The following is a 26,891-nucleotide window of genomic DNA, read 5'->3' on the forward strand; positions in this document are numbered from 1 at the left end:
TCGCGGAAATCGTCATGCGCCTTATCAAGAGCTTCGTCGCCGCTTTCCTGCATCAAGCCGGCGGGGTCTCTTCCACCATAGCCTTCCAGGCGGCCTAGGGAGAGTGGGCGGTATTGCGTTGTCTTCTTGCTGAAGAAGTCGACTCGCCTTTTCGGCCAGCCGTTTGCGTCTCTGTTCGCGGAAGGCAGTCATGCACCAACGCGTGATGCCATAGAACAACAGGCCAAAGATCAACCCAAGCGGCACCGCGCCGATCAGCATCGGCTTCAGCACCGGTCCCCACAATTGCGCAAAGGAAAGCTTATGCAACATGTCACTGAGATGCCCAGGCGGGCCGTGACTTGGCAGGCGGTCGTGCAATATGATCTTGCCGGTCTCCCAAGAGGCACCCCACAAAGGGGCAGCGTCAACGGATTACCGAAAACAACTGCGCTAAGCGCTGCCGCCACCAGGTTTCCTGCAATCAGCCAGCAGAGGACGGCGGCAATGGCGAAGTGGAAACCCACCGGGAAGAATGCGGCGAAGACCCCCGCCGCGACCCCAGCCGCCACGGCGTGTGGAGTGGCGTCCAGCCGCAGGATGCGCTTTGAAAAGTATTGGAACGAGCGCGTGAAGGAACTACGCGGCCACATATAGGTGCGTAAGCTCTCGAAGAGACCATCAGGGTTCCGGCGTCGAAAGAGCACTCTCGTTCCTAACTCCGCCAACGCCGCGGGACTTGTCGGCCGGAATGAAATTGGCTCTAAACACAAAAAACGCGGGCTGCATTGCTTTGTTCCGATTTGTCAGGGTTGGAAATATTGGGTTGTAACGGTGATCGCGAGTGAACTCGGTTAGGGTCAAATCGGACGCCCTCAAAGCTAGTTTGGCGTTGCTTGCGCTGGCGCTCGCCGGCTGCGCGGCATTGGGAGGCAAGCCGGCGCCACTCGATACGTTCGAGCTGTCGGCCCCGCCGGTCGACGCGCATGGCTACAGCCGCCGCCAGATCCTGATCGCCCAGCCATCCGCGCTCAAGGCGCTGGACAGTCAGAACATCGTCATCAAGCCGTCCGACCGCTCGATCCAGTATTTGAAGGGCGCGCAATGGGCCGACCGGCTGCCGCTGATCGTGCAAGCACGGCTGGCCGAAACCTTCCAACGCTCCGGCAGTTTTGCCGGCGTCGGCAAGCCGGGCGAGGGGCTGGCGATCGACTATCAGGTGATCGTCGAGATCCGCTCCTTCGAAGTCCGCGTCAATGGCGGCGAGCACGCCGAGGTCAATCTGTTCGTGCGCATCCTGAACGACCGCAATGGCGAGGTGCGGGCGTCGAAGAGCTTCACCGCATCCGCTCCCGTCTCGGGCAGCGGCAATCCGGCCTATGTCAGCGCGCTCGACAGCGCATTCGGCGAGGCGGCGAAGGATATCGTGCGCTGGACGGATACGGTGATCTGATCCGGATGAGCCGACGGTTGCGGCTGCGTCCGAAGCAAATATGCGTCGTATGAGGTGCTGCGCCAAGGTGAGGATCCAATAATCCGAAGACACCAGTGACTTTGAAAGCACGAAGCGGCTTGGCCTCCCCAAGGGCGACGCTGGCAGGAGGTGCAAGTCAAGTGCGGCGTGACCGCGCTGCCGCGGACGGCTTATGGTGCAGGGTTATCGCAGTCCTAGGAAGCCTAAGATAAAAAGGACAATTACGATCGCGCCAACAACCCAAATAATCCGATTCATGATCTCTCGCTTTCTGCTAAAGGAGCCCGCCAAATGAGGGATGGATGGCACTGCAGGCCCCGCCTCCTACGCTAAGAAACGGCATCCGAAGAACTACCTCAACAGTCCACAACCACTAATGTTCCAAAGCTCGTTCGCACTCCACACCCACCCCAGTCAGAGAAGTCGTAAGCCCGGGATAGCGCGGCGACCGATTTCTGATTTTCTTGCTGAGGCTACCAGCACCGCGACCCTCCATGCGTTCGACCAGTTCGGTTATCGTCCGCCTTGGCGGCACATTCCATCCTATCAAGGCACAGCCACATCGTTGGGCGCGCCGAGCTCAAAACCCGAGCCGGAAAGTTCTGTATCGAACCCCACGTCTCATTCCTGGAACTTCGGTGGATTTTGACGCGTTACATCGTAGTGGAAATTATCCAGGACACGCTAGCAGCCTCCCATTCGGTCACCGCGCCATTGCGTTAAGTCCGATGCAACGTCGAAGATTGAACCCCGATTAATGGACGATGCGAACTGTTCGAAATGCCAGCAAAACCACTTGGTCACACAGAAGGCAAATCTCTTATTGACAGGGAGGCGGAACGGCACGCGGCAAATTCGTCCAAGGCTCGCTTAACGACTGCAGGTGAGGTCGGGCAAGAGCGAGGCAGGGAGGCTGAATGGCCATCCCAGATTCCTGCTCTAGGGTGGAAGGATATCGCTTGGCGCGTGTGGGAGGAATTCAACAAGAATCGCATGCTGCTCGTTGCGGCTGGGGCCACGTTCTACCTGCTGCTTGCTCTGTTTCCGGCTTTGGCGGCCTTCATCTCTTTATACGGGTTTGTAGCTGATCCAGTAAGCGTAGCCGACCACGTTTCCTATCTCGCCGGCTTGCTTCCTTCGACCGGACTCGATCTCATTCGTCAGCAACTACAGGCGCTGGCACATCAGAACACCAGCGCTCTTGGCGTAGGGTTTTTCGTCGGCCTGTCTATTGCCCTGTGGAGCGCCAACAGCGGTATCAAGGCGCTTTTCGACGCTATGAACATCGCCTATGCGGAGCCTGAAAAACGCAGCTTTCTCAGACTAAACATCATATCGATCGCCTTCACCATGGGTGCTTTGATGATCGGCATCGTTTTGCTCCTGGCCGTCGGTGTGGTTCCCGCCGTCTTGTCGTACTTGTATCTCGACAAATGGGCAGAAGTGCTCTTCGTTTTAGGGAGGTGGCCTGTTCTCATGCTGGCCGTACTCACCGGGATATCGCTGATTTACCGGTTCGGCCCGAGCCGGGCGAAAGCCAAATGGCGCTGGCTGAGTTGGGGTGCCGTGATGGCAACGCTGGTCTGGTTGGTCGCGTCGTGGCTGTTCTCGTTCTATCTGCAGCATTTCGCCAATTACAACGTAACATACGGATCATTAGGCGCCGTGGTCGGCTTAATGATGTGGACCTGGATTTCGGTCGTCATTCTCATTGTCGGCGCCGCAATCAACGCTGAAATGGAACATCAGACATCACGCGATTCAACAACCGGGCCGCCGTTGCCGATGGGCCAGCGAGGGGCGGTGGTTGCCGATACGCTTGGCAAGGTCGCTGAGTGAGTGACTACCAAATCTGAATCGCCGCGCCCTGCGGGGGCGCTGGTAGGCATTGTCTATTCTGCTGATTCGCTCAATTTTACTTCCTGCCGGTTGGTTGTTCGCCTAGCCGCGGTCTGGCTTTAGGTTGTGGAGCGCTTTGTGACGGATTTCTGCCAATTTGGCGAATCTCCGATCTTTTAGCCAAAGCGACTTTTTTCTTGCCAGTAGCTTATCGCCATCATCATCATTTGTGATCGCTCGGCCACGCCGCGCAGCAATCGCATAGTCGGCTCTGTTGGTTCGATAGTCCGAAGGGACAGACATTTGTTTGATCTCCTAATCAGCGGCACTGTAATCAACGCGGCAGGGCTCTGGGCCGTTCCGTGCCCAGACCGGCTGCGGGTAGTGGCCATGCAGCCAACCGCATCCATGTGCAAGCTAACGTAAGGACAAATTGTCGCTTACGTCCGTTACGGCAAAGTCCACCGGATGCTAGGCGACAGTCGAGCAAAAAGGCGGCGCCGGCTGCTGGGAGGCTGCATGAAAGGCACCGGCCGAAGCGGACACTAGGTCCGCCGCGGTCCGGCATTTTCTTCGATAGGAACCTTACGCGGCCGTTAGTCGTTGAGCATTCACAATCAAGGAGTCTGAAGATGGCTGATGACCCAAATGAAGCCATGACACCGAGGCCGACGCAGCGTGAGGCTCAGGAAGCCTTGGAGAAGCAGGTTGCTCAGTTGAAGCGCGAGATCAGCAAGATCAATCGGACGCTGGCTGAGCGCGCAGCAGAGGTCGGCGAGGAAGCCACAGGATGGTATTACAGCGCTGCCGATCAGGCGGGCCGTACAGCTCAGGCGCTTCGGACCGGGGCTCAATCTGTTTCTGGAGCCGTCCACGACAACCCGGGTACGGTGTCAACCGCCTTCATTCTCGGCGCTGCAATGGGTCTGCTGCTGGGGGTCACCCTCAACGCTAGTGGGTCTAGTCGGGAACGATGGTTCTCTAAGTAGCCCGGAGATCGTCGCGTCGGTGCACCAAACTCCGACACCGGAGAGGCGTTCTGAATTTCAGGTCAACCCGATTGGTGCGGTATGCCTACTTCGGTGTGTCGCCAGCCTCGGCCATTTCGTCCTTGAAGGTAACTTTCGTGCCCTTTTGCACCATCGAGGCGAGGTCTTCGGCATCCCAGTTCGTCAGCCTGATGCAGCCATGCGAGAAGGTCTTCCCGATCTTGCCGGGTTCGGGCGTGCCGTGAATGCCGTAGCTTTCGATCGACAGATCGATCCATATCGACCCCACCGGATTGTTGGGCCGGCAGCAACGGTGAAAGGTCGCTTCGTCTTGACCCCCTTGAACGCGAAGTGGGGATCGTAGTGATAGGTCGGATTGTGCACCACGCGTTTGACCTCTGCCTGGCCACTCGGCGCCGGCTTTTCGTCGCTGCCGATCGAGGCGGGGTAGACTGCAAGCGCTTTACCGGAAGGATCGAGCGCGCGTAGCACGCGAGCCTCCTTGTCGACCTCAACCTCGGCAATGGCGGCGGGAGGATCGCCCCGACCAATATCAGGCACCAACAACTTCGTGCCGGCCTTACTCAAGCCGATGCCCGGATTGAGCCTTTGCAACAGGGGTTCGCTGATATGGAAGCGCTCCGCCAGCTTCTCGGCCGCATTGCGATAGCCGAGCCTCGACAGCCGGGCCATGCGCTCCAGGCGAGCCGGAATTCGCTTTGTAAAAGGTCCGCGCACATCCTTGCGCGTCAGCTCATAGGTGACCAGGACCGGGCTCGCGGAGGTAGCCAGCAGCTTGTCCCAGGTTTCCTGGGTGAGCTTGCCATCGGACGGGAATCCGTTCGCCGTTTGGAAGGCGCTGATCGCTTTGGTGAAGCTCTCTCCAAGGTGGCCGTCGATCAGGCCTGGAGAGAAGCGCGCGCGATCCAAGAGAATTTGTGCCTTCAGAACGGCTGGGTTGAAACCCTTTGGGGTGTCGGATGCGAATTTCGCCTGGTTGACGGCAGCCAAGTCCAGCTTAGCCGCTTCCGCCCCGCCACAAGCGAGGAGGAACGCTGCGGCGACAACAAGGAGCCTGATCATTGATTTCACTCCGGACGGGAACCTGCCTATATGACGCGACACGGCCTATTTAGTTCCGTTATCTCGGCGCAAGGCATTGTGATTCAACGCTTTAGCACAACCTTGATCTCGCAACAGTCCTCACATCCCAGTCGGATAGACTGGTCGAACCCTCCGAACAGCGCCGCAACGACACATTAGATCTCGCGGAACTTTTGTGAAGCTGAGCCCTTCCTCCATGTGAACCGTAGAGGAGACCAAAATGGCAAATCTGGGAAAATTGGCGATCGCGATGCTTGGCGTCCTGGCATACCAAAATCGCGACAAGATCGGCGACATGATCCGTGGGGCGGGAAATCTTAATCCCAACGACCCGCAAGGCGGGATTCTGGATCAGATATCGAAAGGGGTGTCCGGGACGGCCCTTGGCGACATCCTCGACCGATTCAGAGGGGCAGGGGCAGGATCGAAGGTCGACTCTTGGGTTGGCACCGGGCCGAACGAGCCGATCCAGCCAAGCGACGTGGAAGCGGCAATAGACGAAGACACGCTCACTTCGCTTTCGATGCAGACGGGTCTTTCGCGCGAGGACCTCCTACGCAGGATCACGCGAGATTTGCCCGAGGCTGTCAACAAGATGACGCCAAATGGTAATTTGCCACCTGAGCCAGCCCAAGGCTCGGATGAGACCACCCTGCTCGACGACGTGCCCCGTCGGCCGCAAGCCAAGAATTCAGCCGGCGATGTCTAGAGTGACAACTCTAGACCGGGGAGGTCTGGTAAATCGCACACGCCCGGCGGCTGGGACGCGCGGGCAGGGCCATCGCGACCCTGAGGCAGAAAAAGCAATCGCCGAGCTGGATCTATTAGCCGCTTTACTTGATTCCCGCTGGCGCATTCCCGGGACGTCAGTTCGTTATGGACTGGATGCCCTGGTGGGTCTGGTGCCCGTACTCGGAGATGTGGCGACGGGCCTGGTCTCGGCCTATATCGTCTTGCGAGCCCGAAACTGCGGGGCTGGAAATGGCTTGGTCGCCCGCATGTTAGGGAACGTACTGCTTGATACGGTGGTAGGAAGCGTTCCTGTTCTCGGGTCGATCTTCGACGTTTATTTTAAAGCCAACAACCGCAACATCCGACTACTTCGCCGTCACCTCCAGAGGTAAAGGCCGCAGCCTTGAATGCGGTGGCTATGGTGATCGAAGTTAGGGCCGTGTGGATGTCGTACCCCACCGTTTGGTGATACCGCAATGAGTAGCTTGAAAGTGTGGGCGAGGACGGTTAAGCGCGACGTGCATGCGCTCTATCTTGCCGCCCATGATCCCCGCACGCCCTGGTACGCAAAGGCGTTGGCTGTTGTTGTCGCAGGCTACGCCCTGTCACCTATCGACCTCATCCCTGATTTCATTCCGGTGATCGGCTACCTCGATGACGCCATTCTGGTCCCGTTGGGCGTCCTTGCGGTGGTCAGGATGATACCGCCTGAAGTCATGGCGGAACACCGCGCGGCCGCGGAGCTGACCGTTGACAGACCAATCAGCAGAACCGCTGCGGCGACCATAGTCTGTATCTGGGTTGCCTCAGTCGGGTTGGCCGCCTGGCTGGGGTATCGGTACCTGGCTGGCCCTTGATGGCGTCGCTGCCGGAGAGGCAGTCAGTGCGCCATTCCGAATGAGTCTTCGAGCTTAAAGGATTTTGGTCAGCAGATTGTCGAGCCGGGAGTTCTCACGGTAAGCCAATCGCGCGACCACAGCACCCAGGACGCCGGTGACGGCACCGCCAACAACGGCACCGTCATCGGCCGCGCCCGAGCGGGCTGGTGAACGTATCACATTTATTGAAGTTCTTGCGTTGCCACGGTCCGCGCCTTCCTCCAACCTTAGCTGGAGGCTGGCTCGGACACGACTATCGACAGCAACGGCGTTGTCAGCGACCAGCGGAGGTGTCCGGGCGAACGATCGAGTGCAGCCGAGCCGCTCAGCGATTGCGGCGTCACCCTCAGCAGGACGACTGTTCCGAACCCCTTGCGAGCATTTTCGTCATGTCGATCATTGGAATGAGTAACAAATATCTCCTTCCAGGTTAGTTGAAATTCGTGGTCGCCGGAAACGTTGACCGTCGTCTGCCAGTCTATGTCAAGACGTCCCGAATCTGCGGCCAAAGCACCGTACTTGGATGAATTGGTGCCGAGCTCGTGTAGCGCCATCCCTAGGCTCTGCACTGCATTCGCCTGGAGGGTAAGATGAGGTCCGGAAAGAAATATTTGGCCCTCATGTCCAAACGGCTTGAGATGCTCCTGGATCAAATCGGAGATGCCGGCGCCTGCCCAATCCGAAGAAACTAGAAGATCGTGCGATCTCGAAAGCGCCATAACCCGCGAACGGATGCGTTCTTCGAACTGCTGCGGATCTTTGCTGCGCTTACCCAATTCCCTGACCATCGAAAGGACTATCGCGAATTGGTTCTTAACCCGATGATTGACCTCCCGCATCAACAGTCGGATACGGCGCTCGCTCTCCTTGGTTGCGCTGATGTCGCGGGCGATTTTGGAAGCGCCGACAATTTCGCCGCCAGAATTGCGGATCGGTGAAATCGTTAGAGAAACCGCGATGAACGAACCATCCTTTCGTCTGCGGATCGTCTCGTAGCTTGCGACGCGTTTTCCGCTCTTCACGCGGCTAATTATCTCGGTCTCTTCGTGCCTAAGATGGTCAGGAATGAGCACTAGTACCGACTTGCCTATGATCTCCTCTGCCTCAAAACCGAACATGCGTTCAGCAGCCTGGTTCCAACTCGTAATGATGCTGTTTAGGTCCTTGCTGACAATCGCATCAAACGAAGAGTCGACGATGGCCGCGAGACGAGCATCGACGGCCGCACTTGCCTCATGCATTATCTTGAGCTGAAGCTCGGCGCGCTTGCGATCGGAGATATCGACTACGGTTCCGATGAAACGAGTGGCTTTCTTGCCTTCAAAAATAGCATGACCGCTGGCCGCTACCCAGCGCTCAATGCCGTCATCCAAGCCAATCGTTCGATACTCGATGTTAAAAGGCTCGCGGCTGTCGGGCGAAAGGGCCTTTCTCACGGATTCGTCCGCACGGTCCCGGTCATCTGGGTGGAGGCCTGCAAGAAGGAGCCTTCATAAGAAAACAACAGTGTCCGACGAAATGCCAAATAGCGCCCGGCATTGTGTGTCCCATCGCAACCGGTCAGCGACCGGATCGTAATCCCAGGTCCCGATCGCCGCAGCCTGAGCGGCAAGGCTCAGTCTCTCGGCGGCGTCTAGCGCGCTCTGATTCGACCTTACTCTTTCGATATGCGCCCAGGATCGCTCAGTAACCTCGGTGAGAAGCGCCAGTTCCTGCTGGGTCCAGGCCCTTGGCTGCCTGTCATGTATAGCCATCAACGCCGTCAGGCGCCCCTCTTGACCAGGGGCATGCAGATGGTCGCCGCAATGCCTATGTTCTGGAACGTGGCAGCCTCTTCCCGAGGCAGTTCGGCACGGTTGTCGGTGATAATCAACGGTAGCCCTTGGGTGAGTCTGAGAACCGCGAGCTGACCAAAGTCGCGAAGGCTATAGTAGCCTACGATGCTGGATGAGCCTTGCCTGTGCCAATCCCCACGGATCGTAAAGTGATCTTGATCGGGCTCCATATCGGCATAGGCACAGATCGCGGCGCCGAGATGCTCGCCCAGCATGCTGGTCGTGATTCCAAGGATTGCGTCGGCGCCAGTGCTCTTTGCTGTTTCTTTTCCAAGGGCATCGAGGAAACGCAGACGGCTTTCGTTTTGGAGCAACTCAGCCTGTCCTCGCCGACGCTCGACAGCTGTTCGGGTTCGCTCGGCCATCTCGCGAACGAAATCGATCTCTTCCTCTGTCCAGGAGCGAGGCTTGTCGTGGTTGAGGTAAAGCAGAGCCACGAACCCGCTCGATTCGGTGACCGGGATGTTGATGAAAGATTGCGCGCTGATTGCTTTCAGCGCCTCAGCGTTGTGGCTTGTTCGCGGGTCCCTGTCAGCGTCCTCGCAGACAACCGTTATGCCCCGTTTGAGATCGTCGACGTATGTGCCGTAGTCGCGAAAATTTAGGACGCCTGCCAAACTCTTAATACCGGGGGCATTCCAATCGCGTTCGATCGAGATGGTCTCCTCCACCAGGTCGATCGTGCCATAGCCAGCCCGGCTTACTTCTAGTTCCCGGCCGATTATTTCGGCTGCGGCGTAGGCGAGATCTTCCGGATTCTCAATTAACCGGACAGCGTCTCCAAGCTCGGCGATCGCAGCACTTCGTTTCCTCGCGCGGTACGTTTCGGTGACGTCGAACCCTTCGCAGAATATCCCCGTCACGACGTTGCTGCTATCGTAGAGCGGCGCGTAGATGAACGTCAGATAGCGTGCCTGTTCCGGACTGCCTGGCTCGCGCCGAAAACGAACAGCCACGCCCTGCGCTTCAAACGTCTTGCCGCTGCTGAACACTTCATCCAGCTTTTCAAACAAGCCTTGTCCTTCTAGGCTAGGAAACGCATCCCGAATAGTCTTTCCCAACCAATCGGCACTGTTGAACACCCGGCGATGGGCGTCATTCAGGAATTCAACGACGTGGTCGGGCCCTCGCATGATTATGATGAAGCCGGGTGCCTGTTCGAACAGATTGATCTGGCGTTCAGCTGCAAGGCGCTCGCGCTTTTCGGCAAGAAATCGGTCCGTCGTTTCCGTGCAGACACCAAAAAGCCCGCCCACCCCACCGCTTTCTGACTGAATGATCGGGTTATAGGAGAACGCAAAATGCGCTTCCTCCGGCGCGCCGCGCTTGTCTATCCTGATCTTGAGATCTTCCATGTGGACGGACTGGCCCCGAAACACTTGCTCGAAAAGCGGGCCCACCATGTCCCATGCTTCGTTCCACACCTGCTCTCCAGGTAGCCCAAGAGCAGTCGGATGCTTTCTGCCAAGGATTGGGATGAAGGCGTCGTTGTACAACCAGATTCGCCCTGCCCCCCATGCGATGAACATCGGTTGAGCCGAGTTGAGGATCAGGGCAACCAAGGTTCTCAACTCGGCTGGCCAAGATGTAACAGGTCCAATTGAGGTCTCTTCCCAAGCAAACGACCGGATTCGATCAGCCATCTCCCCGGCGCTGCGAGCAGCGGTCACCATATCCTCACCGGTTTCTCCCAAGATATGCCCCGACATCGATCGGAAAAAACGGCGCCCCATGATTTTGGTTGCATGGCCGCTTCTATGCCTCGTGGCGGCTACGCGTTCTCGAAGGGCGGCACATTCTGCTGGTTATCGGTGACACATTCGGCGCGGCCTTGCGGTGCCGGAGCGGATTGCCTCGATTGGCAGCGAAGACTTCTTGTTTGATGCCTGTTCCCCCAACACAGGCACCGCTTCAGCGCTGAGGCGACCAGAGCGCCCTCTTTACTGAATGTCCAACATAAGTCCGCACTCAGCGGCAGTAACGATGCAATGGGCATCTTTTCCGTGAGGCGAATGGTGCACCGAACCTTCTCTTGCCGCTCGACTGACTTAACGCTTTCGGCGGCGCTTGGCCGAACCTTCGGGAACGGGCGGGACGTCACCGCGACCGTGGACGGGTCGGCCCGGACGGGCATGTCGGCAATTTTACTTTCGCCGTATATGGCGCTCGCTTCGGTTGGAAATTTCATCCCTTTCCACAGTCGACGCCTTCGTGTTCGGCATGACCGGCTATACAATGGGCACAAACGCGCAGTGCGGCGGTAGCCTCATGCTAAGTTTCTGATTAGATATTCTGCCGCGCTAGATGTCCGGCGCCACCGCGCATTTTAGCTTTGCCGAGGGCCGCTTCGAAACGCAACACCTAGCCCGCTACAATTATAGACGGAAGTGGCCTGATCGCCTGGGGGGCACAGGCTCAATGCGCACCTGACCTCTTGCGGCCGACCACAGATGCAGCATCTTTAGTCCTTTCCACCACGACGCCGATCACCGGGGCACGCGCATTAGGGATCCGGTAAACGCGCTAGCTGCGCTGGCCGTACCGGAGAGGGCGATGAGCCGAGATCCTAACAACGGAATTCTTGAATCTCGGCTCCTCACGACTCCCGTTAGTTGGTCAGAATGGCAGGTCCAGAAGACCCCGTGGACTTGGCCATTCCGCTTTGGCGAGCCGTTACTTCGGCAAGAGCACCTTGTTGACGACGTGGATGACGCCGTTCGACTGATTGAACGTCGGCGACCGTAACCTTGGCGGCGCCGCCGGAACTCGTCGACGATGTAGAGCGAACCGCCCTTGACTTCGGCGATCAGCGTGTCGCCGCTCACCGTCTTCATCTCATACTTGCCACCCATCGCCTTGGCCTTGCTCATCATCTGCTTGGCAGAAATCTTGCCGGCGACGACATGAGCCGTCAGGATCTTGGTGAGCTTTGCCTTGTTCTCAGGCTTGACCAGCGTGGCGACGGTGCCGGCGGGGAGCTTCTTGAAGGCAGAATCCGTCGGCGCAAAGACGGTGAAGGGACCAGCGCTCTCCAACGTGCCGACAAGTCCGGCTGCCTTGACGGCGGCAACCAGGGTCTTGTGGATCGGCGAGTTGACGGCGTTCTCGACAATGTTTTTCGAGGTCAGCATCGCGGCACCGCCGACGGCGGGATTGGCAAGCGTGTAGGCCGTGGAGGCAGCGAGGCCGGATAGAGCCAAGCCAGCGGAAATGCAGAATGCCTTGAGAATGGACTGCGTCATTGGAGATCTCCTTCTGGGGAACGATTGTGGTTGTGGCCTGAGCATTTACGCCGACGCACAGGGAAAGTTTCACGTCGATGCGGTAAGTGCCTTCGTCGGCGGTGAGGCAGATCAACCCCATCGAAAAGTTAAGTCGCCACGAAACTTTTGGCCATCGAACTCGTAACTCAAACCGCCCCCAAAGATGGGAAACGATAGCCCCAAGGAGTTCGAGATCATGCGTAAATTCGCCACCCTTTTGCTTGCCGGTACCATTGCTGTTTCGGCGCTCGCCACTGCCGCCTATGCCGAAAATCCAATGGTCGGCGGCGCCGCCATGTTTGCCGACAAGAACATCGTCGAGAACGCTGTCAATTCGAAGGACCACACAACGCTGGTCGCCGCTGTCAAGGCAGCCGGCCTTGTCGAGACGCTGCAGGGCGCCGGTCCGTTCACCGTCTTCGCGCCGACCAACGAGGCTTTTGCCGCCCTTCCGGCCGGCACCGTCGAGACGCTGCTCAAGCCCGAGAACAAGGACAAACTCACCAAGATTCTGACCTGCCACGTCATCGGCGCCAAGGCGATGGGCGCGGACGTCGCCGCGATGGCCAAGGCCGATGGCGGCACGCACAAGGTCAAGACGGTTGGCGGTTGCGAGCTGTCGCTTAAGGCAGAAGGCGGCAAGGTCACCGTGACCGACGAGAACGGCAACGTCGCCAATGTGACGATCGCCGATGTCGAGCAGTCCAACGGCGTCATCCACGTCATCGACAAGGTTCTCTTGCCCAAGATGTAAGACAGCACGCATTCACGCTGACAGGTGAAAAGATCTCTACGAAACTAGGTCCGGCTGAATTGGGTCTGACCTAGTTTTATTGCTTCCTGCAATGCGAATCCGCTCGATTTGAGTGACTTGGGGTGTCAGTGCCGGCTAGGCCGAATTGGTGTCCGATGGTTGGACGGAGGGACCGCAATCATCGGCGCCTGCGAGGAAGCCGCCACCGTGGTCTTCCTGTTTCTGGTGCGCGAGTTGCTGGAGAAGTAGCCGCCGGCAAGGCTCGAGCAGCAGAAAAGCGCGGGCCGCAATCGACGAACGGGTTTGAGGTGCTGCTTTTCCACCCGGGCGGCCCGTTCGGGAAAATGATCCGCTTCAAGATGAAAGCCGATGCGACGCCACGTTCAAGCCCATGGAATCTCCCGCCAAGAGAAGCCCCCACTCGAGCGTTGATGCTAGCAGCGCGCCCTCTTTACTGAATGTTCAACATAAGTCCGCACTCTGCGGCAGTGACACTGCATTGACGATCTTTCCGTGAGGCGAATGGTGCACAGAACCTTTCTTGCCGCTCCACCGCTGATGATCGATGCAGATCAGCTGGAGGCCGAGCGTCTGGCAGCGCTCGATCATTTTGACATATTGGACACGCCTCGCGAAGAATCCTTCGACCGGATCACGCGCCTGATCAAAAACATCTTCGGTCTGCCGATCGCCATCGTCTCAATGTTTGATGGGCATCGGCAATGGTACAAAGCCTACGATGGGATGGACAGCCGCGAAGTCGCAAGAGGCGAAACGTTTTGTCGATATACAATCGCAGGGCATGTCCCGGTCATCGTGTCCGATGCACGAGTCGATTTTCGGTTCGCTGAAAATCCGCACGTTACTGGCGAACCTCACATTCGTTTCTATGCTGGCGTCCCGTTGCGCACCGGCGAGGGTCACAATATTGGAACGGTCTGCGCTGTCGGTTTCGAGCCACGAAAGTTTACGCATGCGGAGACCCAAATTCTCACCGATCTTGCGGGGATCGCGATGGATCAACTGGAACTGCGACAGCTCTCCACCGTAGACAGTCTGACTGGCGTTGTCGCGCCGGGCGTTCAAGGAGCAGGGCGCTCATGCGGTTGCGCTGGCACAGCGGCATAAGCACCAGCTGGGATGCATCGCGCTCGATCTGGATCATTTCAAATCCATCAATGATGAACACGGCCACGCGACTGGCGACGCGGTTCTGGTGGCGACCGCGAAGGCCTGCCAGACGCATCTTAGACGTTCCGATTTATTCGGTCGTTTGGGTGGGGAAGAGTTCGCAATTTTGCTTCCTCACACCGATCGCAACAGTTTGGTCGGAGTAGCCGAAAAGTTACGGCATGAGATACATCGCGTCGTTTCTGCCGGGCAGAAGCGCATAGCCATCACAGGCAGTTTCGGGATAGCGGCGCTGGATGCCTCCACCCTTAGCGTAGATGCCTTGCTGGCAAATGCCGATGCAGCACTCTATCAGGCGAAGTCCGCCGGCCGGGACAAATGTGTGGCCTGGCAATCTACGGCTGATCGCGAACGAAGCGTTCGCCGAAGGGTATTGAAGGCAGGCCGGATATTATTTAACAACCGCATGTCATCAATCGACTGCACGGTCAGAACGCTTGCCGAGGACGCAGCCGGACTAGACGTAACGAGCTCAATCGGCATTCCTGAGACGTTCAATCTGGCTATCAAGTCGGACGCTTTCGAGACGCGGTGTCGCATCCTCTCCCAAACCGAGAGGCATATTGAAGTTGAATTCTGTTGAGCCAGCCCGGTGCGTGCACGGCAACAAAATCGTTTCCACTCGCCCTCGGTTGACGAGCCAGCCCCTCAGAAAACCGGATATGTCCAGTCGAAGTTTAGAAGACCCGCCCATATTGAGATCGCTGTCAGGGCAGCGAGAATGGCGTGCGAATCCATCGCGGGTAGAAACGTGAATCAGGCCTGCCACGGCCACTTTTCACATTCCTTCCGAACCTGCGCAGGACTCAGACCCAAGTCTGCCAATTGATGGTTTTCGAGTTCGGCCAGCTGTTCTCGTTGGCGGTGGAGTTCGATCCAGCGCGCCACCGATGCCATGGAGCGCATCAAATTCTCCATGACGTGATGGGCACTTCCCGGTGGCGATGAACGCCTCGGCGTCTCAATCCGCAGCGGATTCAACATCTCTCATCCTTCCGCAGTGCGCTGGTTGACGTCTGCTGCGGAAATGCTCCAATCTGCCCACGGGCGCAAAGCATGGTTTCTCGTGCTTGCCCCAATTTTTCTCATGATCTGGTGCGAAATTGGCCCGCCGACTACCATCACTCAACGCCCTCAAAGCCTTCGAGGCGGCGGCGCGCCACGAGAGCTTCACCAGGGCGGCGGACGAACTTTCCGTGACGCAGGGCGCGGTGAGCCATCAGGTGAAGGCGCTCGAGCCCGAATGGGCATCAGGCTGTTCGATCGCGAACGTCAAAAGCTGAGCATCACGCGGGCCGGCCTCTCTTATCTGGAGGTGGTGCGCGATGCCTTCGACCGCATAGCTCTAGGCACGCAACGCATCCAGCATCTATCCCGGGCCGGAGCGCTGACGGTCAGCACGTCGCCCGACTTTGCCGCCAAGTGGTTGGTAAACGGCCTTGGCAGGTTTTGCCGAGACGCATCCGGACATCGATCACAGGATTTCCGCAACCATGCATCACGTCGACTTGCTAGAGAGGACGTCGATCTTGCCGTGCGGCATGGGGATGGCAATTGGGCGGGGCATGATGTTGTCCGCCTCTGCTCCGAGCAACTGTTTGCGGTTTGCAGTCCCAAGCTTCACCAACGGATGCGCAGCCATCCGATGTGTTGAAATTTCCGTTGCTGCATCTTGATGACCGAAAGGACTGGTCGGAATGGCTCGAGGCCGCTGGCGTGGTCTATGCCGAACTCTCCCACGGACCGGTCTTGAACCGCGCCAGCATGGTCATAGACGCCGCTGTCGACGGCCAGGGTGTCGCACTCGCCCGCACCACGCTTGCGGCTTGGGATCTCATCAACGGGCGCCTCGTAAGACCATTCTCCACGGCTCTGCGATTGTCCAAGACCTACTGGATCGTCTGCCCCAAGGCGACGTCGATGCTACCCAAGATCACGACGTTCCGCGACTGGCTGCTGGCCGAGGCCGCCGATGACGTAGGTCGCCTCAAGACGCTGGCTCCATAGGTCCAGCGCCTTCCAGATGGCGATGTCCCGTATTCAAAAGCGGGGAGGGCGGTCCTGTGCCTGTGCCTTGTCTCCTATGCCGGCCCAGTCGACAATCTGGTTTCAAGCTTTGTTTAGCGCCGCTGGCTGCTCCGGAGTGGTCCTAGACCAACCGCTTTCGTGTGCACTATGTGTGCAATGAGAACTTAGATATAACCGGGTGGCCTTCCGTTGCGGCGGAATAATCGTAAATTGGGCTACGTTTGGGCGGGTGTGTCAGGCCAAATTGCTCAATCTTTCCAACCGGGTATTGGACGGACTGAGGCTGAAAAAAGATAATGAAATGAATAAGATAGAGCGAAGAATTGCTGCGGCACCTATGATGGATGGGCAGATACTTAAATATAATCAGCTAGTTACGAGATGTCGTGTGCAAATATCGCACACGAAGGTTCTGCTTCTCTTCTTTTTCGTTCCCACGACGGAGCCGCCGAAAGCCCTTTTCGCAGGCTCTTCTGCCGACGATATTGACCTCTCCAATGCGGACGTTCGCCGGGATATCCGTGCCTTGCGACTCCAGCCGAATTGAGCGCGCTTATGAAGGAAGTTGGGATGTGTGGATCCGCCGTGGTGCAAACTTACTGAACCACTCAATCTGGGACCTGTGACTGTTGCGGCCCCAGAACATATGCCAGGCTCGACAAGGAATAATACGGCGCTTGGGTGCCGGGCCTTTGATTCCCGCGTCAAATGAGCATATGGCTCATGGCGTAGCCAGTCGGTCAGCGGATTTCGAATGGTCCCCCAGCCTTCTTGGCGCTGCTTCACTCCAACGGCCACAGCAGCACTAGTTGGACCCGCCCGCGGCCCCCAATTCGTCGGCGGCTTCACTGATCCCGTGCGCAGCCGCGCGTTCGAGCCACAGGCGAGCGGCAATCGGGTCGCGCTCCCCGGCGAGGCCTTTCAAGAGATAACGTCCGAGCATGAATTGGGCTTGGCTATGCCCACGTCCGGCAGCGGCAGCGTACCATTTCTGCGCCGTTGTCTGGTCGACCGGCAGGCCGTGGCCGGCTCCGTACAGCGCGCCAATCGCAAACATCGCCCCGGCGTGACCGTCGGCGGCGGCCTGCTCAAACATCTGCATTGCAGCCTCAGGCTCGGGCATGCCGCCGCGCCCATTGAGTAGCATCTCGGCAAGCGCCACGCGTGCGTCGAGCACGCCGGCGTCGGCCGCCCGCGCAAACCACACGCGGGCCTGAGTTGGGTCGGCCGCCACGCCGCGTCCATCCTGGAGGAGGCGGGCGTACATGTATTGCGCCTCGGCGACGCCTTCGGCCGCGCGCCGCAGCCAGTGTGCCGCTTGCTCCTCGTCCTGGCGGACGCCGACGCCCTTGGTGAAGCAGAGCCCAAGGTTGAATGCCGCGATCAGGTCGCCCGATGATGCGGCCGCCTCGAACCATCCGGCAACGCTTGCACCGTCGCCCGGCTCGCCGGCCCCTCCGAGGACAAGATTGGCGAGGTCTGTCTGTGCCTGCTGATTGCCGCCGTTTGCGGAAGAGCGCAGCCAGCGTGCTCCTTCCTCGACATCCTCCGCCACACCATTTCCCGTCAAATAGAGCGAGGCCAAAGCGCGGGCAGCGGCTTGGTGGCCTGCTTCGGCTGCCCGCCGATACCAGTTTGCGGCTTCTGCAAAATCCGGCCGCTGCGTCTTCGCATAGCGATCGCCCAGCATATAGGCTGCTTCGATATTGCCGGCCAAAGCAGCACGCCGCATCCACGCCTCCCCGGCAGCGACATCTTGGCCGACGAGTGCACCGTCAATCAGTGCCAATCCCAACCGGAACTGGGCGGAGGGCAGGCCCTTCTCTGCCGCAGCCTGATACAGTTGAGCGGCTGCTGCGATGTCGCGTGCTACGCCGAGCCCGTGCTCGGTAAGGACCGCAAGAAGATAGGTCGCGGTCGGCAGGCCTGCGTCGGCCGCACGCCTTACCTCTTCCGCAATCCGAACTCTGTTTTCGCGTTTGCCACGGCGGGCCAGCGACAGGGCAAAGCCAAGGCACCCTTCGGCGCAGCCGGCAGAAGCCGACTTCTCGTACCACCGGTGTGCGGCATCGGCATCGCGCATCGATGCGGGGCCGCTCGTAAGGATATAACCGAGGATCGCCTGTCCCGTGGCCGAGCCTGCCTCGGCCGCCTTGCTGGCAAAGTCGAGAGCAGCGGTGAAGTCTGGTTTTCCCGGGGAATCAGGTTTGAACAAGTGCTCCGAGGGTCCCCTGCCGTCGGCTTCCGCCGTCACCAGCCCGGTGACGTAGAGAGCGGCGAGGAGCGCCTGCGCATCCGCGCTCCCGTGGTTGGCTGCCCGCAGCAGCCATCGCGCGCCTTCCATACGGCTCGGTGGCACACCGGCGCCTTCCAGATAGCAACGCGCGACCCGGTACTCGGCGTCGACGATCCCCGCGCGCGCCGCCTTGGCCATAAGCGGAAAGGCTTCAGCTGCCTTGCCGCTGTCCGCAAGCTGGATCGCCCGACGCAACATCGCCGACGGGAAGGCCAGACCAGTCAGCCGATCCAGGATTGTCATCGATCCGAGCCTCTGATTCGTCCAGTCTAAGGCTCCCGCATCGCCTCCTGGCCGACCGGGAGCATGACGCCGAGAATGTACTTGAGTATCGTGCGCCGGCCTACCTTTACGTCGGCGGTCACCGGCATGCCGGGGCTGACGGCGAAACCGGCGGGCACGCCGTGGAGGGCGACCTGGTCGATGGAGATCCGCGTGCGATAGAATGGCTCGGCGTCGGAAGGTAGCATGGCCAAGGAACTGTTCGGATCGCGCGCTTGCTCCTGTGCCGAGAAGGAATCTGGGCTGAGTGCCCGCACAGTTCCATGGGCAAGGCCGTACTGCGAATAAGAGAAGGTGTCGAACTTGATGATCACCGGGTCGCCGACATGCACAAAACCGCTGCTCCTGCCAACGATGTTTGTCTCGATCTCGAGCGGCGCGTCGGCCGGCACCAGCGTGATAAAGCGCTCCCCTGACTGCATGACCGAGCCCACAGAGACTTTTGCTACCGATTGGACAATGGCGTCTGACTGGCTCTTCAACTCGACCAACTGGTTTCGAAGCTTTGCCTTGTTAAGAAGTTCGCGGGCGTCGGAGATCCGCGTGCTTGCCTCCGACAGGCTCTGCGAGACTTCAGCGCGCCAGCCCTGAATGTAGCCGTCGCGCTCGGCGGCCACCGCTGCCTGTTGGCGTTTGGCGGCTTCCGCGGTCTGCTCGGCGTTGCCGAGCGCCCGGGACATTTCCGCACGGTTGTCCTCGGCCAGGAGCGTGTTGAGGCGGCTTCCTACCTGCCTTGCCTCGAGCTGCCTGCGCATCTGTTCGATCGAGTCGGCGACCGTCAGCCGCTGGCGGTAGCCGTCGGCATCGGATTGCGATCGCGAAATCACCGAGCTGAGTTCGTCACGCTGGCGTTCGAAATTCTCCACCTTGGCATCGTAGACCGCCTTGCGGTGCTCGAATATCGACACCTGCAGGGTCCAACTAGGGTCGAGGCCGTCATAGGTGAACGCCTGGCCGTTGGCCTCCGCCTTCAACCGCGCCACCTCGGCTTCAAGCGTCGAGACCTGCATCGCCAGTGCCGCCTGGTCGGCTGAGGAAAAGGTCGCATCGAGGCGGGCAAGCAGTTGGCCGGCCTGGACGCGCTGTCCTTCCCGCACCTCGATCGAGCGGACAATCGCTGTCTCAAGCGGTTGCACGACGATGTTGGGAGATTGCGAGACCACCAGTCCTCTGGTCGTCACCACCTGATCGACCGGTATCAGTCCCGCCAGGGCGATCAGTGCGATGACCAGGCTGAAAACGATCCAGACGATGCCGCGCGCCGCCCGCGGAATAGGCGCATTGGCGACGGCCGTCGACGGCCACTGGAACTCGAGTATGGCCGGCGTCGTCGGATCTCTCGTTTCCATCCGGTGCCACCGAGCGGGAAGGGCGGTGAGAGAGGTGCTACTCATGGGTTACCGGACCTGATGCGAATATGAGGCGCGCGACATGATCAAACCAACCGCGGCGGGACGGCGACCGGGCGGCCGTGGCGGCCGTCGAGATGCCGGTTCTGCTGCGACCACAACTGGCGATAGAGCGCACATCGTTCGAGCAAGGTCGCATGCGGCGCGACGTCGAGGACCTTACCCTGATCCATGACGAGGATGTTGTCGCACTCGGTCAGCGAGGCTAGCCGGTGCGAAACGATGATCATCGTGCGCCCGCTGGCGATGCGCATGAGGTTGGCGCTGACAACCGCCTCGCTCTCCGGGTCGAGTGCGCTGGTCGCTTCGTCGAGGATGAGAATGGTCGGATCGTGGATGAGCGCGCGCGCGATCGCCAGCCGCTGCTTCTGACCGCCTGACAGATTGGGCGAACCTTCCTCGATGTAGGTGTCGTAGCCATTCGGCATCCGCTCGATGAATTCCTGGGCGCCGGCGAGGTGCGCGGCGCGCATGGCGTCGGAAAGCGTCAGGCCCGGGCGCCCGGCGATGATGTTGTCGCGGATCGATCCGCGGAACAGAAAGTTGTCCTGCAGCACCACGCCAAGCCCCTGGCGCAAATGGCGCAGGTTGATTTCCTTGAGGTCGACGCCATCAAGCTTAAGGAAACCACTGTAGTCGCGGTTGATCCCTTGCAGGAGGCGGGCGACTGTCGATTTTCCCGACCCGCTGCGCCCAACGATGCCAAACATGCTGCCGGCGGGAATATGGAAGCTGACCCGGTCGAGCGCCGGTGTCTTGGTGGCGATATAGCTAAAGGTCAGGTCGCTGAACACGACCTCGCCGACCAGCCTGGGTCTCAGGCCGGTGGAATTCGAACTGCTCTCCAGCGGCCGGTTGAGGACCGACGCTGCCTCGCCGATCGCCGCACCGACCTCCTCGTAGTCTTCAACCAGCCGGGCCAGGCCAACCAGCGGCTGCGCTACACGCTGGGCGATCATCATGAAGGCGAACAAGCCGCCGACCATGTAGCCGGTGCGGTCGTTCATCGCGAGATAGGCGCCAATCAGCATGGTGCCGAGCACCATCACACGTTCGATCGGCGTGACCAGGGTCTGCGGCCAGCTTGCCAGCTGTCCGAAGGCAAGACGCGCCTTTCCCGCTTCCGCCACCCGCTCGTCCCAGAGCGCCTTGCGCTGCGGCTCGAGACCGAGCGCCTTCACCGTCTTGATGCCGACGACTGTTTCGCCGAGCGCCGCCGACTTCCAGGTCTCGGCGTCGACCACCCGCTGGTATCTGCGGCGCAGTGGCCTGAGGAAGGCGAGGATGATCAGCAGGATCACCACCGCGCAGGCCAGCACGATCCAGGCGAGGGCGGTGTTGATGTAGAACATGACCGGTACCAGCACGCACAGCGTGATCATATCCAGGAACGTGCTAAGGAGTTTTCCTGTCAGGAACTCGCGGATGCGATAGACCTGGGCGAGGTGATACATCGTCTCGCCGGCCGGATGCCGTTCGAAATAGTCGAGCGGCAGGCGTAACAGCCGGCTGAAGACGTGCAGCTGCAACTTGGTGTCCAGACGGGCGCCGACGACATTGATGATCAGCCGCCGTGCATGGCCAAGCAGTGTCTCATAGGCGAAAACCACGGCGATCACCGCCGACAACAACACCAGCGTCGAGATGCTGTTGAACTGCAGCACCTTGTTGACCACCGTCATGACGATGAGCGGCGGCAGGATGGTAAGGACACTCAGCGTGAACGAGGCGATGGTGATATCGCGCAGGGCGTGACTTTCGAGCCGCACCAGTTCGGCGAGCCAGCGAAGGGTGAAGGGCGCGTCCGCCGCGACATAGGATCGTGTGGCGCGCAGCAGCAGTGCCTCGCCCGTCCACACCTGCGACAGCCGCAACTCATCGATGGCGACGGCTTCACCATCTTCGGGTGCATCCGCACTTTTCAGGAAGACGACGTTTCGCTCGGCGCTCGCCCCGGTGAGGAGAGCCGCGCCGCCATCGTTGAACAACAGGACGACAGGTCCGGCGTCCTGGAAGCGCAAGAGGTGGGACCAGCGGATGCGCACGGCGCGCGACCACATGCCGGCGTCCTGTGCCCACTGCGACAGATCGGCGGCGGCGGGAACCGCGCTCGCGGCCCTGAATTCGTTCGGGTCGAGCTCGACACCGTGATAGCGGGCTGCGCGCAGCATCGCCTTCAGGCGGGGCCCGATCTTGTCGAATTCGGCGGGACCGCCAGGGATCCGAGCCACAGTGCTCTCGCCGCCCGCCGCCTCGCCTTGCGCGGGACCAGCGTCGATCGGGACCGCTTGGATTTCGGCGTTCACGGGGATGTTCACCATGGACTTGTCTTCCGGCACGCAAGCGAACTCGACAATTCCCAGGCCGAAGTGCCTCTGCCGAGGGTTTCGATCATGCCGCCATCGTACTCCGAATTGATCGGCCCCGCAACTCTTCTGCCAATCCGTGTCCCGGGATGTTTAACGCGCGAACTTCGCGCTCCCGCGACGTTCGCGCGGTTCCCTTCGGTGATCTCTTGCGAGGGCGCGCGGGGTCCGCTTTCCAGCGAAACCCGCGCGCCCCTTGTCAAACCTGGACCGGTTATCGTCCAGGTCCATTTACGGCTCATTCGTGCGGCTTCAAGAGATCCTTCAGGGACGTCTTGACGGTGTGGTCGTTGCTGGCGTAGCCGGCGCCAGCCTTGGTCTGATCCGAGGTGAGATCCGTGCTCGCTCCGGAAGGCTTGTTCTGGTTGTTGCCAGATCCGGTGATTGTCTTGAGGACGTTCAGCAGGTCTGTCGTCACCGAAGTGGCCGCAAGGCCGACCAGTTGGCCGAACGACGCATGCTTGCCGGGATCACTGTTGCCGTCGGGCGAGCCGGACTGCAGGAACTGTGTGGTGTCCTTGAGCCCCAGCGTGCTGGCCGTGACGTTGGCGTTATGCCCGCCGTTGCCTTGGCCTCCGGAAGAGTTGCCCTGTCCCTGATGGCTGCTGTTGTCGGCATTGTTATGGTCCCCGGAATTGCCCGGCGCGTCCTGCTGTCCATTGCCGTGGCCGTTATTGTCGTGACCATGATCACCGGTCTGACCGCCTGGGCCAGTCGCTCCAGTCGACCCCGTCGGACCAGGCGAGCCTGTTGGTCCGGTCGATCCAGTCGCGCCGGTCGCACCCGTCGCTCCGGTCGATCCAGTCGCGCCGGTCGAGCCCGTAGCTCCGGTCGAGCCAGTTGCTCCGGTCGAACCTGTCGCTCCGGTCGAGCCGGTTGCTCCGGTCGAACCTGTCGCGCCGGTCGAGCCGGTTGCTCCGGTCGAACCCGTGGCGCCGGTCGAGCCAGTTGCACCAGTCGAGCCGGTTGCCCCGGTCGCACCAGTCGCACCAGTCGCTCCGGTTGCGCCGGTCGATCCAGTCGCTCCAGTCGAGCCCGTCGCTCCGGTCGAGCCAGTTGCTCCGGTCGAGCCAGTTGCTCCGGTCGAGCCCGTAGCTCCGGTCGAGCCGGTTGCTCCGGTCGAACCCGTGGCGCCGGTCGAACCCGTGGCGCCGGTCGAACCAGTGGCGCCGGTCGAGCCAGTGGCGCCGGTCGAGCCGGTGGCTCCGGTCGCACCTGTTGCCCCAGTCGAGCCAGTGGCGCCGGTCGAGCCGGTTGCCCCGGTCGCACCAGTCGCTCCGGTTGCGCCGGTCGATCCAGTCGCTCCGGTCGAACCTGTCGCTCCAGTCGAGCCTGTCGCACCAGTTGCCCCAGTGGAACCCGTGGCGCCGGTCGAGCCAGTGGCGCCGGTCGAGCCTGTCGCTCCGGTCGATCCAGTCGCTCCGGTTGCCCCGGTCGAGCCAGTCGAGCCTGTCGCTCCGGTCGAACCTGTCGCTCCAGTCGAGCCTGTCGCACCAGTTGCCCCGGTCGAACCCGTGGCGCCGGTCGAGCCCGTGGCGCCGGTCGAGCCAGTGGCGCCGGTCGAGCCTGTCGCTCCGGTCGCTCCGGTCGAGCCGGTCGAGCCGGTCGAGCCGGTTGCCCCGGTCGAGCCAGTCGAGCCTGTCGCTCCGGTCGAACCTGTCGCTCCAGTCGAGCCTGTCGCACCAGTTGCCCCGGTCGAACCCGTGGCGCCGGTCGAACCCGTGGCGCCGGTCGAACCAGTGGCGCCGGTCGAACCCGTCGCGCCGGTCGAGCCGGTGGCGCCGGTCGAGCCGGTTGCCCCGGTCGATCCAGTCGAGCCAGTCGAGCCTGTCGCTCCGGTCGAACCTGTCGCTCCAGTCGAGCCTGTCGCACCAGTTGCCCCGGTCGAACCCGTGGCGCCGGTCGAACCCGTCGCGCCGGTCGAGCCAGTGGCGCCGGTCGAGCCGGTTGCCCCGGTCGAGCCAGTCGAGCCTGTCGCTCCGGTCGAACCTGTCGCTCCAGTCGAGCCTGTCGCACCAGTTGCCCCAGTGGAACCCGTGGCGCCGGTCGAGCCAGTGGCGCCGGTCGAGCCAGTGGCGCCGGTCGAGCCGGTGGCGCCGGTCGAGCCGGTTGCCCCGGTCGATCCAGTCGAGCCAGTCGAGCCTGTCGCTCCGGTCGAACCTGTCGCTCCAGTCGAGCCTGTCGCTCCGGTCGATCCAGTCGCTCCGGTTGCCCCGGTCGAGCCAGTCGAGCCTGTCGCTCCGGTCGAACCTGTCGCTCCAGTCGAGCCTGTCGCACCAGTTGCCCCGGTCGAACCCGTGGCGCCGGTCGAGCCCGTGGCGCCGGTCGAGCCAGTGGCGCCGGTCGCTCCGGTCGAGCCGGTCGAGCCGGTTGCCCCGGTCGAGCCAGTCGAGCCTGTCGCTCCGGTCGAACCTGTCGCTCCAGTCGAGCCTGTCGCACCAGTTGCCCCGGTCGAACCCGTGGCGCCGGTCGAACCTGTCGCTCCAGTCGAGCCTGTCGCACCAGTTGCCCCGGTCGAACCCGTGGCGCCGGTCGAACCCGTCGCGCCGGTCGAGCCAGTGGCGCCGGTCGAGCCTGTCGCTCCGGTCGAGCCTGTCGCTCCGGTCGATCCAGTCGCTCCGGTTGCTCCGGTAGAGCCAGTTGCGCCGGTCGAGCCAGTGGCACCGGTCGAGCCGGTTGCCCCGGTCGATCCAGTCGAGCCTGTCGCACCAGTTGCCCCGGTCGAACCCGTGGCGCCGGTCGAACCTGTCGCTCCAGTCGAGCCTGTCGCACCAGTTGCCCCGGTGGAACCCGTGGCGCCGGTCGAGCCCGTGGCGCCGGTCGAGCCAGTGGCGCCGGTCGAGCCAGTGGCGCCGGTCGAGCCTGTCGCTCCGGTCGATCCAGTTGCTCCGGTCGAGCCGGTTGCTCCGGTCGAGCCGGTGGCGCCTGTCGAGCCCGTCGCTCCGGTCGATCCAGTCGATCCAGTTGCTCCGGTAGAGCCTGTTGCGCCGGTAGAGCCCGTCGCGCCGGTAGAGCCAGTTGCGCCGGTCGATCCAGTCGCGCCGGTCGCACCCGTCGCGCCGGTAGAGCCTGTCGCACCTGTCGCACCAATCGAGCCAGTTGCTCCGGTCGAGCCGGTGGCTCCGGTCGCACCTGTTGCCCCAGTGGAACCAGTGGCGCCGGTCGAGCCGGTTGCCCCGGTCGAGCCGGTTGCCCCGGTCGATCCAGTCGCGCCGGTCGAACCCGTCGCGCCGGTAGAGCCTGTCGCACCAGTCGAGCCAGTTGCTCCGGTCGAGCCGGTTGCTCCGGTCGAGCCGGTGGCGCCTGTCGAGCCCGTCGCTCCGGTCGATCCAGCCGATCCAGTTGCTCCGGTAGAGCCAGTTGCGCCGGTCGAGCCCGTCGCGCCGGTCGAGCCTGTCGCACCGGTCGAGCCTGTCGCACCGGTCGAGCCTGTCGCTCCGGTCGAGCCAGTCGCACCGGTCGAGCCAGTTGCTCCGGTCGAACCCGTCGCTCCGGTAGAGCCGGTCGCACCAGTCGAGCCAGTTGCTCCGGTCGAGCCTGTCGCACCGGTCGAGCCAGTTGCTCCGGTTGAACCCGTCGCTCCGGTCGAGCCTGTCGCACCAGTGGCTCCGGTCGATCCAGTTGCCCCGGTCGAGCCGGTTGCCCCGGTCGCTCCGGTCGAGCCAGTTGCTCCCGTCGAACCTGTCGCACCGGTCGAGCCTGTCGCACCGGTAGAGCCGGTTGAGCCTGTCGCTCCGGTCGAGCCTGTCGTACCAGTGGCTCCGGTCGATCCAGTTGCCCCGGTCGAGCCGGTTGCCCCGGTCGCTCCGGTCGAGCCAGTTGCTCCCGTCGAACCTGTCGCACCGGTCGAGCCTGTCGCACCGGTAGAGCCGGTTGAGCCTGTCGCTCCGGTCGAACCCGTCGCTCCGGTAGAGCCGGTTGAGCCTGTCGCTCCGGTCGAACCCGTCGCACCGGTCGAGCCTGTCGCACCGGTAGAGCCGGTTGAGCCTGTCGCTCCGGTCGAACCCGTCGCTCCGGTCGAACCCGTCGCGCCGGTCGAGCCAGTTGCGCCAGTCGCACCGGTCGAGCCAGTTGCGCCAGTCGCACCGGTCGAGCCAGTTGCGCCAGTCGCACCGGTCGAGCCAGTTGCCCCAGTCGAACCCGTCGCGCCGGTCGAGCCAGTCGTGCCGGTTGAGCCGGTCGCACCAGTCGAGCCAGTTGCTCCGGTCGAACCCGTCGCACCAGTGGCTCCGGTCGCGCCCGTCGCGCCAGCCGGGCCTGTGGCGCCTGCCTGCGTGAGGTTGAGAGTCGCCGGCGTAAAGGTATTGTTGTGTGTGCCGTTAGCAGCACCGGCCGCGAACGTATAACTAACACCAAGGATGAGGGGCGTAAGTGTACCAAATACATTGAAATTATCGTTGTAAATAGTATAACTATGGGTCGTATCGGGAATTGTTATAGTCACAGAAAAAGCAAGTGCGAGGCCGGCATTA

Annotated in this window: 18 protein-coding genes and 4 pseudogenes; 11 read left to right on the forward strand and 11 right to left on the reverse strand. The window is 61.2% G+C overall.

Going from position 1 to position 26,891, the window contains the following annotated elements:
- Positions 1-123 precede the first annotated feature (123 nt).
- Positions 124-686: pseudogene (locus AC0V8S_RS22150) on the reverse strand (DUF2062 domain-containing protein); the annotation flags it as partial.
- A gap of 137 nt (positions 687-823) precedes the next feature.
- On the opposite strand from AC0V8S_RS22150, the gene AC0V8S_RS22155 reads away from it, so the two are divergent.
- The 3 genes from AC0V8S_RS22155 to AC0V8S_RS22165 all read left to right on the forward strand — a co-directional run bounded on the left by AC0V8S_RS22155 (position 824) and on the right by AC0V8S_RS22165 (position 4,281).
- Positions 824-1,432: an ABC-type transport auxiliary lipoprotein family protein gene (locus tag AC0V8S_RS22155; RefSeq protein WP_475433377.1), complete on the forward strand. Its 609-nt coding sequence runs from the start codon at positions 824-826 to the stop codon at positions 1,430-1,432.
- Positions 1,433-2,233: 801 nt separating this feature from the next.
- Positions 2,234-3,292 carry a YihY/virulence factor BrkB family protein gene (locus AC0V8S_RS22160; protein ID WP_475433379.1) on the forward strand — a complete coding sequence of 353 codons (1,059 nt, stop codon included), beginning with the start codon at positions 2,234-2,236 and terminating at the stop codon, positions 3,290-3,292.
- 632 nt (positions 3,293-3,924) lie between these two features.
- The gene (locus AC0V8S_RS22165) at positions 3,925-4,281 is read left to right on the forward strand and encodes a hypothetical protein (RefSeq protein WP_475433382.1); all 357 of its coding nucleotides are present in this window, start codon (positions 3,925-3,927) and stop codon (positions 4,279-4,281) included.
- A gap of 85 nt (positions 4,282-4,366) precedes the next feature.
- On the opposite strand, the gene AC0V8S_RS22170 is transcribed toward AC0V8S_RS22165, so the two are convergent.
- Both AC0V8S_RS22170 and AC0V8S_RS22175 read right to left on the reverse strand, forming a co-directional pair.
- The gene (locus AC0V8S_RS22170; RefSeq protein WP_475438675.1) at positions 4,367-4,555 is read right to left on the reverse strand and encodes a L,D-transpeptidase; all 189 of its coding nucleotides are present in this window, start codon (positions 4,553-4,555) and stop codon (positions 4,367-4,369) included.
- Positions 4,465-5,364, reverse strand: coding sequence for a peptidoglycan-binding protein (locus AC0V8S_RS22175; RefSeq protein WP_475433384.1), 900 nt, complete (start codon positions 5,362-5,364; stop codon positions 4,465-4,467). The genes AC0V8S_RS22170 and AC0V8S_RS22175 overlap by 91 nt, the downstream gene beginning before the upstream one ends.
- 241 nt (positions 5,365-5,605) lie before the next feature.
- Here AC0V8S_RS22175 and AC0V8S_RS22180 point away from each other — a divergent pair, with 241 nt between their 5' ends.
- From AC0V8S_RS22180 to AC0V8S_RS22190, 3 genes are all read left to right on the forward strand, one after another.
- The gene (locus AC0V8S_RS22180) at positions 5,606-6,094 is read left to right on the forward strand and encodes a YidB family protein (protein ID WP_475433386.1); all 489 of its coding nucleotides are present in this window, start codon (positions 5,606-5,608) and stop codon (positions 6,092-6,094) included.
- Complete coding sequence (locus AC0V8S_RS22185; protein ID WP_475433388.1) at positions 6,087-6,509, forward strand: DUF4112 domain-containing protein; 423 nt, start codon at positions 6,087-6,089, stop codon at positions 6,507-6,509. Before AC0V8S_RS22180 ends, AC0V8S_RS22185 begins: the two co-directional genes overlap by 8 nt.
- An 84-nt stretch (positions 6,510-6,593) precedes the next feature.
- Entirely contained in the window at positions 6,594-6,974 is a 381-nt protein-coding gene (locus AC0V8S_RS22190) for a YkvA family protein (RefSeq protein WP_475433390.1), read from the forward strand.
- A 248-nt stretch (positions 6,975-7,222) separates the two neighbouring features.
- Here the strand turns inward: AC0V8S_RS22190 and AC0V8S_RS22195 are convergent, their stop codons facing one another.
- From AC0V8S_RS22195 to AC0V8S_RS22205, 3 genes and pseudogenes are all read right to left on the reverse strand, one after another.
- Positions 7,223-8,431 carry a PAS domain S-box protein gene (locus AC0V8S_RS22195; RefSeq protein WP_475433392.1) on the reverse strand — a complete coding sequence of 403 codons (1,209 nt, stop codon included), beginning with the start codon at positions 8,429-8,431 and terminating at the stop codon, positions 7,223-7,225.
- 326 nt (positions 8,432-8,757) lie between these two features.
- The gene (locus tag AC0V8S_RS22200; protein ID WP_475433394.1) at positions 8,758-10,392 is read right to left on the reverse strand and encodes a GAF domain-containing protein; all 1,635 of its coding nucleotides are present in this window, start codon (positions 10,390-10,392) and stop codon (positions 8,758-8,760) included.
- A 1,111-nt stretch (positions 10,393-11,503) separates the two neighbouring features.
- Positions 11,504-12,072: pseudogene (locus AC0V8S_RS22205) on the reverse strand (fasciclin domain-containing protein).
- 217 nt (positions 12,073-12,289) lie between these two features.
- Here AC0V8S_RS22205 and AC0V8S_RS22210 point away from each other — a divergent pair.
- The gene (locus AC0V8S_RS22210; RefSeq protein WP_475433396.1) at positions 12,290-12,847 is read left to right on the forward strand and encodes a fasciclin domain-containing protein; all 558 of its coding nucleotides are present in this window, start codon (positions 12,290-12,292) and stop codon (positions 12,845-12,847) included.
- 558 nt (positions 12,848-13,405) lie between these two features.
- Positions 13,406-14,621, forward strand: a pseudogene (locus AC0V8S_RS22215) (sensor domain-containing diguanylate cyclase).
- A 173-nt stretch (positions 14,622-14,794) separates the two neighbouring features.
- Here AC0V8S_RS22215 and AC0V8S_RS22220 read toward each other — a convergent pair.
- On the reverse strand, positions 14,795-15,022 hold the full coding sequence (locus tag AC0V8S_RS22220; protein ID WP_475433398.1) for a DUF1127 domain-containing protein: 228 nt from the start codon (positions 15,020-15,022) through the stop codon (positions 14,795-14,797).
- Between the two features lie 119 nt (positions 15,023-15,141).
- Between AC0V8S_RS22220 and AC0V8S_RS22225 the strand changes: the two genes are divergently transcribed.
- Together AC0V8S_RS22225 and AC0V8S_RS22230 are read left to right on the forward strand one after the other, a co-directional pair.
- Positions 15,142-15,321, forward strand: coding sequence for a LysR family transcriptional regulator (locus tag AC0V8S_RS22225; protein WP_475433400.1), 180 nt, complete (start codon positions 15,142-15,144; stop codon positions 15,319-15,321).
- A pseudogene (locus AC0V8S_RS22230) lies at positions 15,282-16,045 on the forward strand (LysR substrate-binding domain-containing protein). The gene AC0V8S_RS22225 and the pseudogene AC0V8S_RS22230 overlap by 40 nt, the downstream one beginning before the upstream one ends.
- A gap of 826 nt (positions 16,046-16,871) precedes the next feature.
- Here AC0V8S_RS22230 and AC0V8S_RS22235 read toward each other — a convergent pair.
- The 4 genes from AC0V8S_RS22235 to AC0V8S_RS22250 all read right to left on the reverse strand — a co-directional run bounded on the left by AC0V8S_RS22235 (position 16,872) and on the right by AC0V8S_RS22250 (position 22,837).
- Entirely contained in the window at positions 16,872-18,605 is a 1,734-nt protein-coding gene (locus AC0V8S_RS22235) for a tetratricopeptide repeat protein (RefSeq protein WP_475433402.1), read from the reverse strand.
- Between the two features lie 26 nt (positions 18,606-18,631).
- Positions 18,632-19,993, reverse strand: coding sequence for an HlyD family type I secretion periplasmic adaptor subunit (locus tag AC0V8S_RS22240; protein ID WP_475433404.1), 1,362 nt, complete (start codon positions 19,991-19,993; stop codon positions 18,632-18,634).
- Positions 19,994-20,079: 86 nt separating this feature from the next.
- A complete protein-coding gene (locus AC0V8S_RS22245; RefSeq protein WP_244661692.1) occupies positions 20,080-22,374 on the reverse strand; it encodes a peptidase domain-containing ABC transporter in 2,295 nt (764 codons plus the stop codon).
- Positions 22,375-22,657: 283 nt separating this feature from the next.
- A complete protein-coding gene (locus AC0V8S_RS22250; protein ID WP_183465329.1) occupies positions 22,658-22,837 on the reverse strand; it encodes a hypothetical protein in 180 nt (59 codons plus the stop codon).
- Between the two features lie 511 nt (positions 22,838-23,348).
- Here AC0V8S_RS22250 and AC0V8S_RS22255 point away from each other — a divergent pair.
- Positions 23,349-26,765 carry a hypothetical protein gene (locus AC0V8S_RS22255; protein ID WP_475433406.1) on the forward strand — a complete coding sequence of 1,139 codons (3,417 nt, stop codon included), beginning with the start codon at positions 23,349-23,351 and terminating at the stop codon, positions 26,763-26,765.
- Positions 26,766-26,891: the final 126 nt, after the last annotated feature.

It is taken from the genome of Mesorhizobium oxytropidicola (assembly GCF_056174625.1).

Bases quoted from the DNA above. Each gene is read 5' to 3' on its own strand.
- AC0V8S_RS22160 (WP_475433379.1), top strand. From the start codon at position 2,234: ATGCCAGCAAAACCACTTGGTCACACAGAAGGCAAATCTCTTATTGAC.
- AC0V8S_RS22165 (WP_475433382.1), top strand. From the start codon at position 3,925: ATGGCTGATGACCCAAATGAAGCCATGACACCGAGGCCGACGCAGCGT.
- AC0V8S_RS22175 (WP_475433384.1), bottom strand. From the start codon at position 5,364: ATGATCAGGCTCCTTGTTGTCGCCGCAGCGTTCCTCCTCGCTTGTGGC.
- AC0V8S_RS22180 (WP_475433386.1), top strand. From the start codon at position 5,606: ATGGCAAATCTGGGAAAATTGGCGATCGCGATGCTTGGCGTCCTGGCA.
- AC0V8S_RS22185 (WP_475433388.1), top strand. From the start codon at position 6,087: ATGTCTAGAGTGACAACTCTAGACCGGGGAGGTCTGGTAAATCGCACA.
- AC0V8S_RS22190 (WP_475433390.1), top strand. From the start codon at position 6,594: ATGAGTAGCTTGAAAGTGTGGGCGAGGACGGTTAAGCGCGACGTGCAT.
- AC0V8S_RS22210 (WP_475433396.1), top strand. From the start codon at position 12,290: ATGCGTAAATTCGCCACCCTTTTGCTTGCCGGTACCATTGCTGTTTCG.
- AC0V8S_RS22220 (WP_475433398.1), bottom strand. From the start codon at position 15,022: ATGTTGAATCCGCTGCGGATTGAGACGCCGAGGCGTTCATCGCCACCG.
- AC0V8S_RS22235 (WP_475433402.1), bottom strand. From the start codon at position 18,605: ATGACAATCCTGGATCGGCTGACTGGTCTGGCCTTCCCGTCGGCGATG.
- AC0V8S_RS22240 (WP_475433404.1), bottom strand. From the start codon at position 19,993: ATGGAAACGAGAGATCCGACGACGCCGGCCATACTCGAGTTCCAGTGG.
- AC0V8S_RS22245 (WP_244661692.1), bottom strand. From the start codon at position 22,374: ATGGTGAACATCCCCGTGAACGCCGAAATCCAAGCGGTCCCGATCGAC.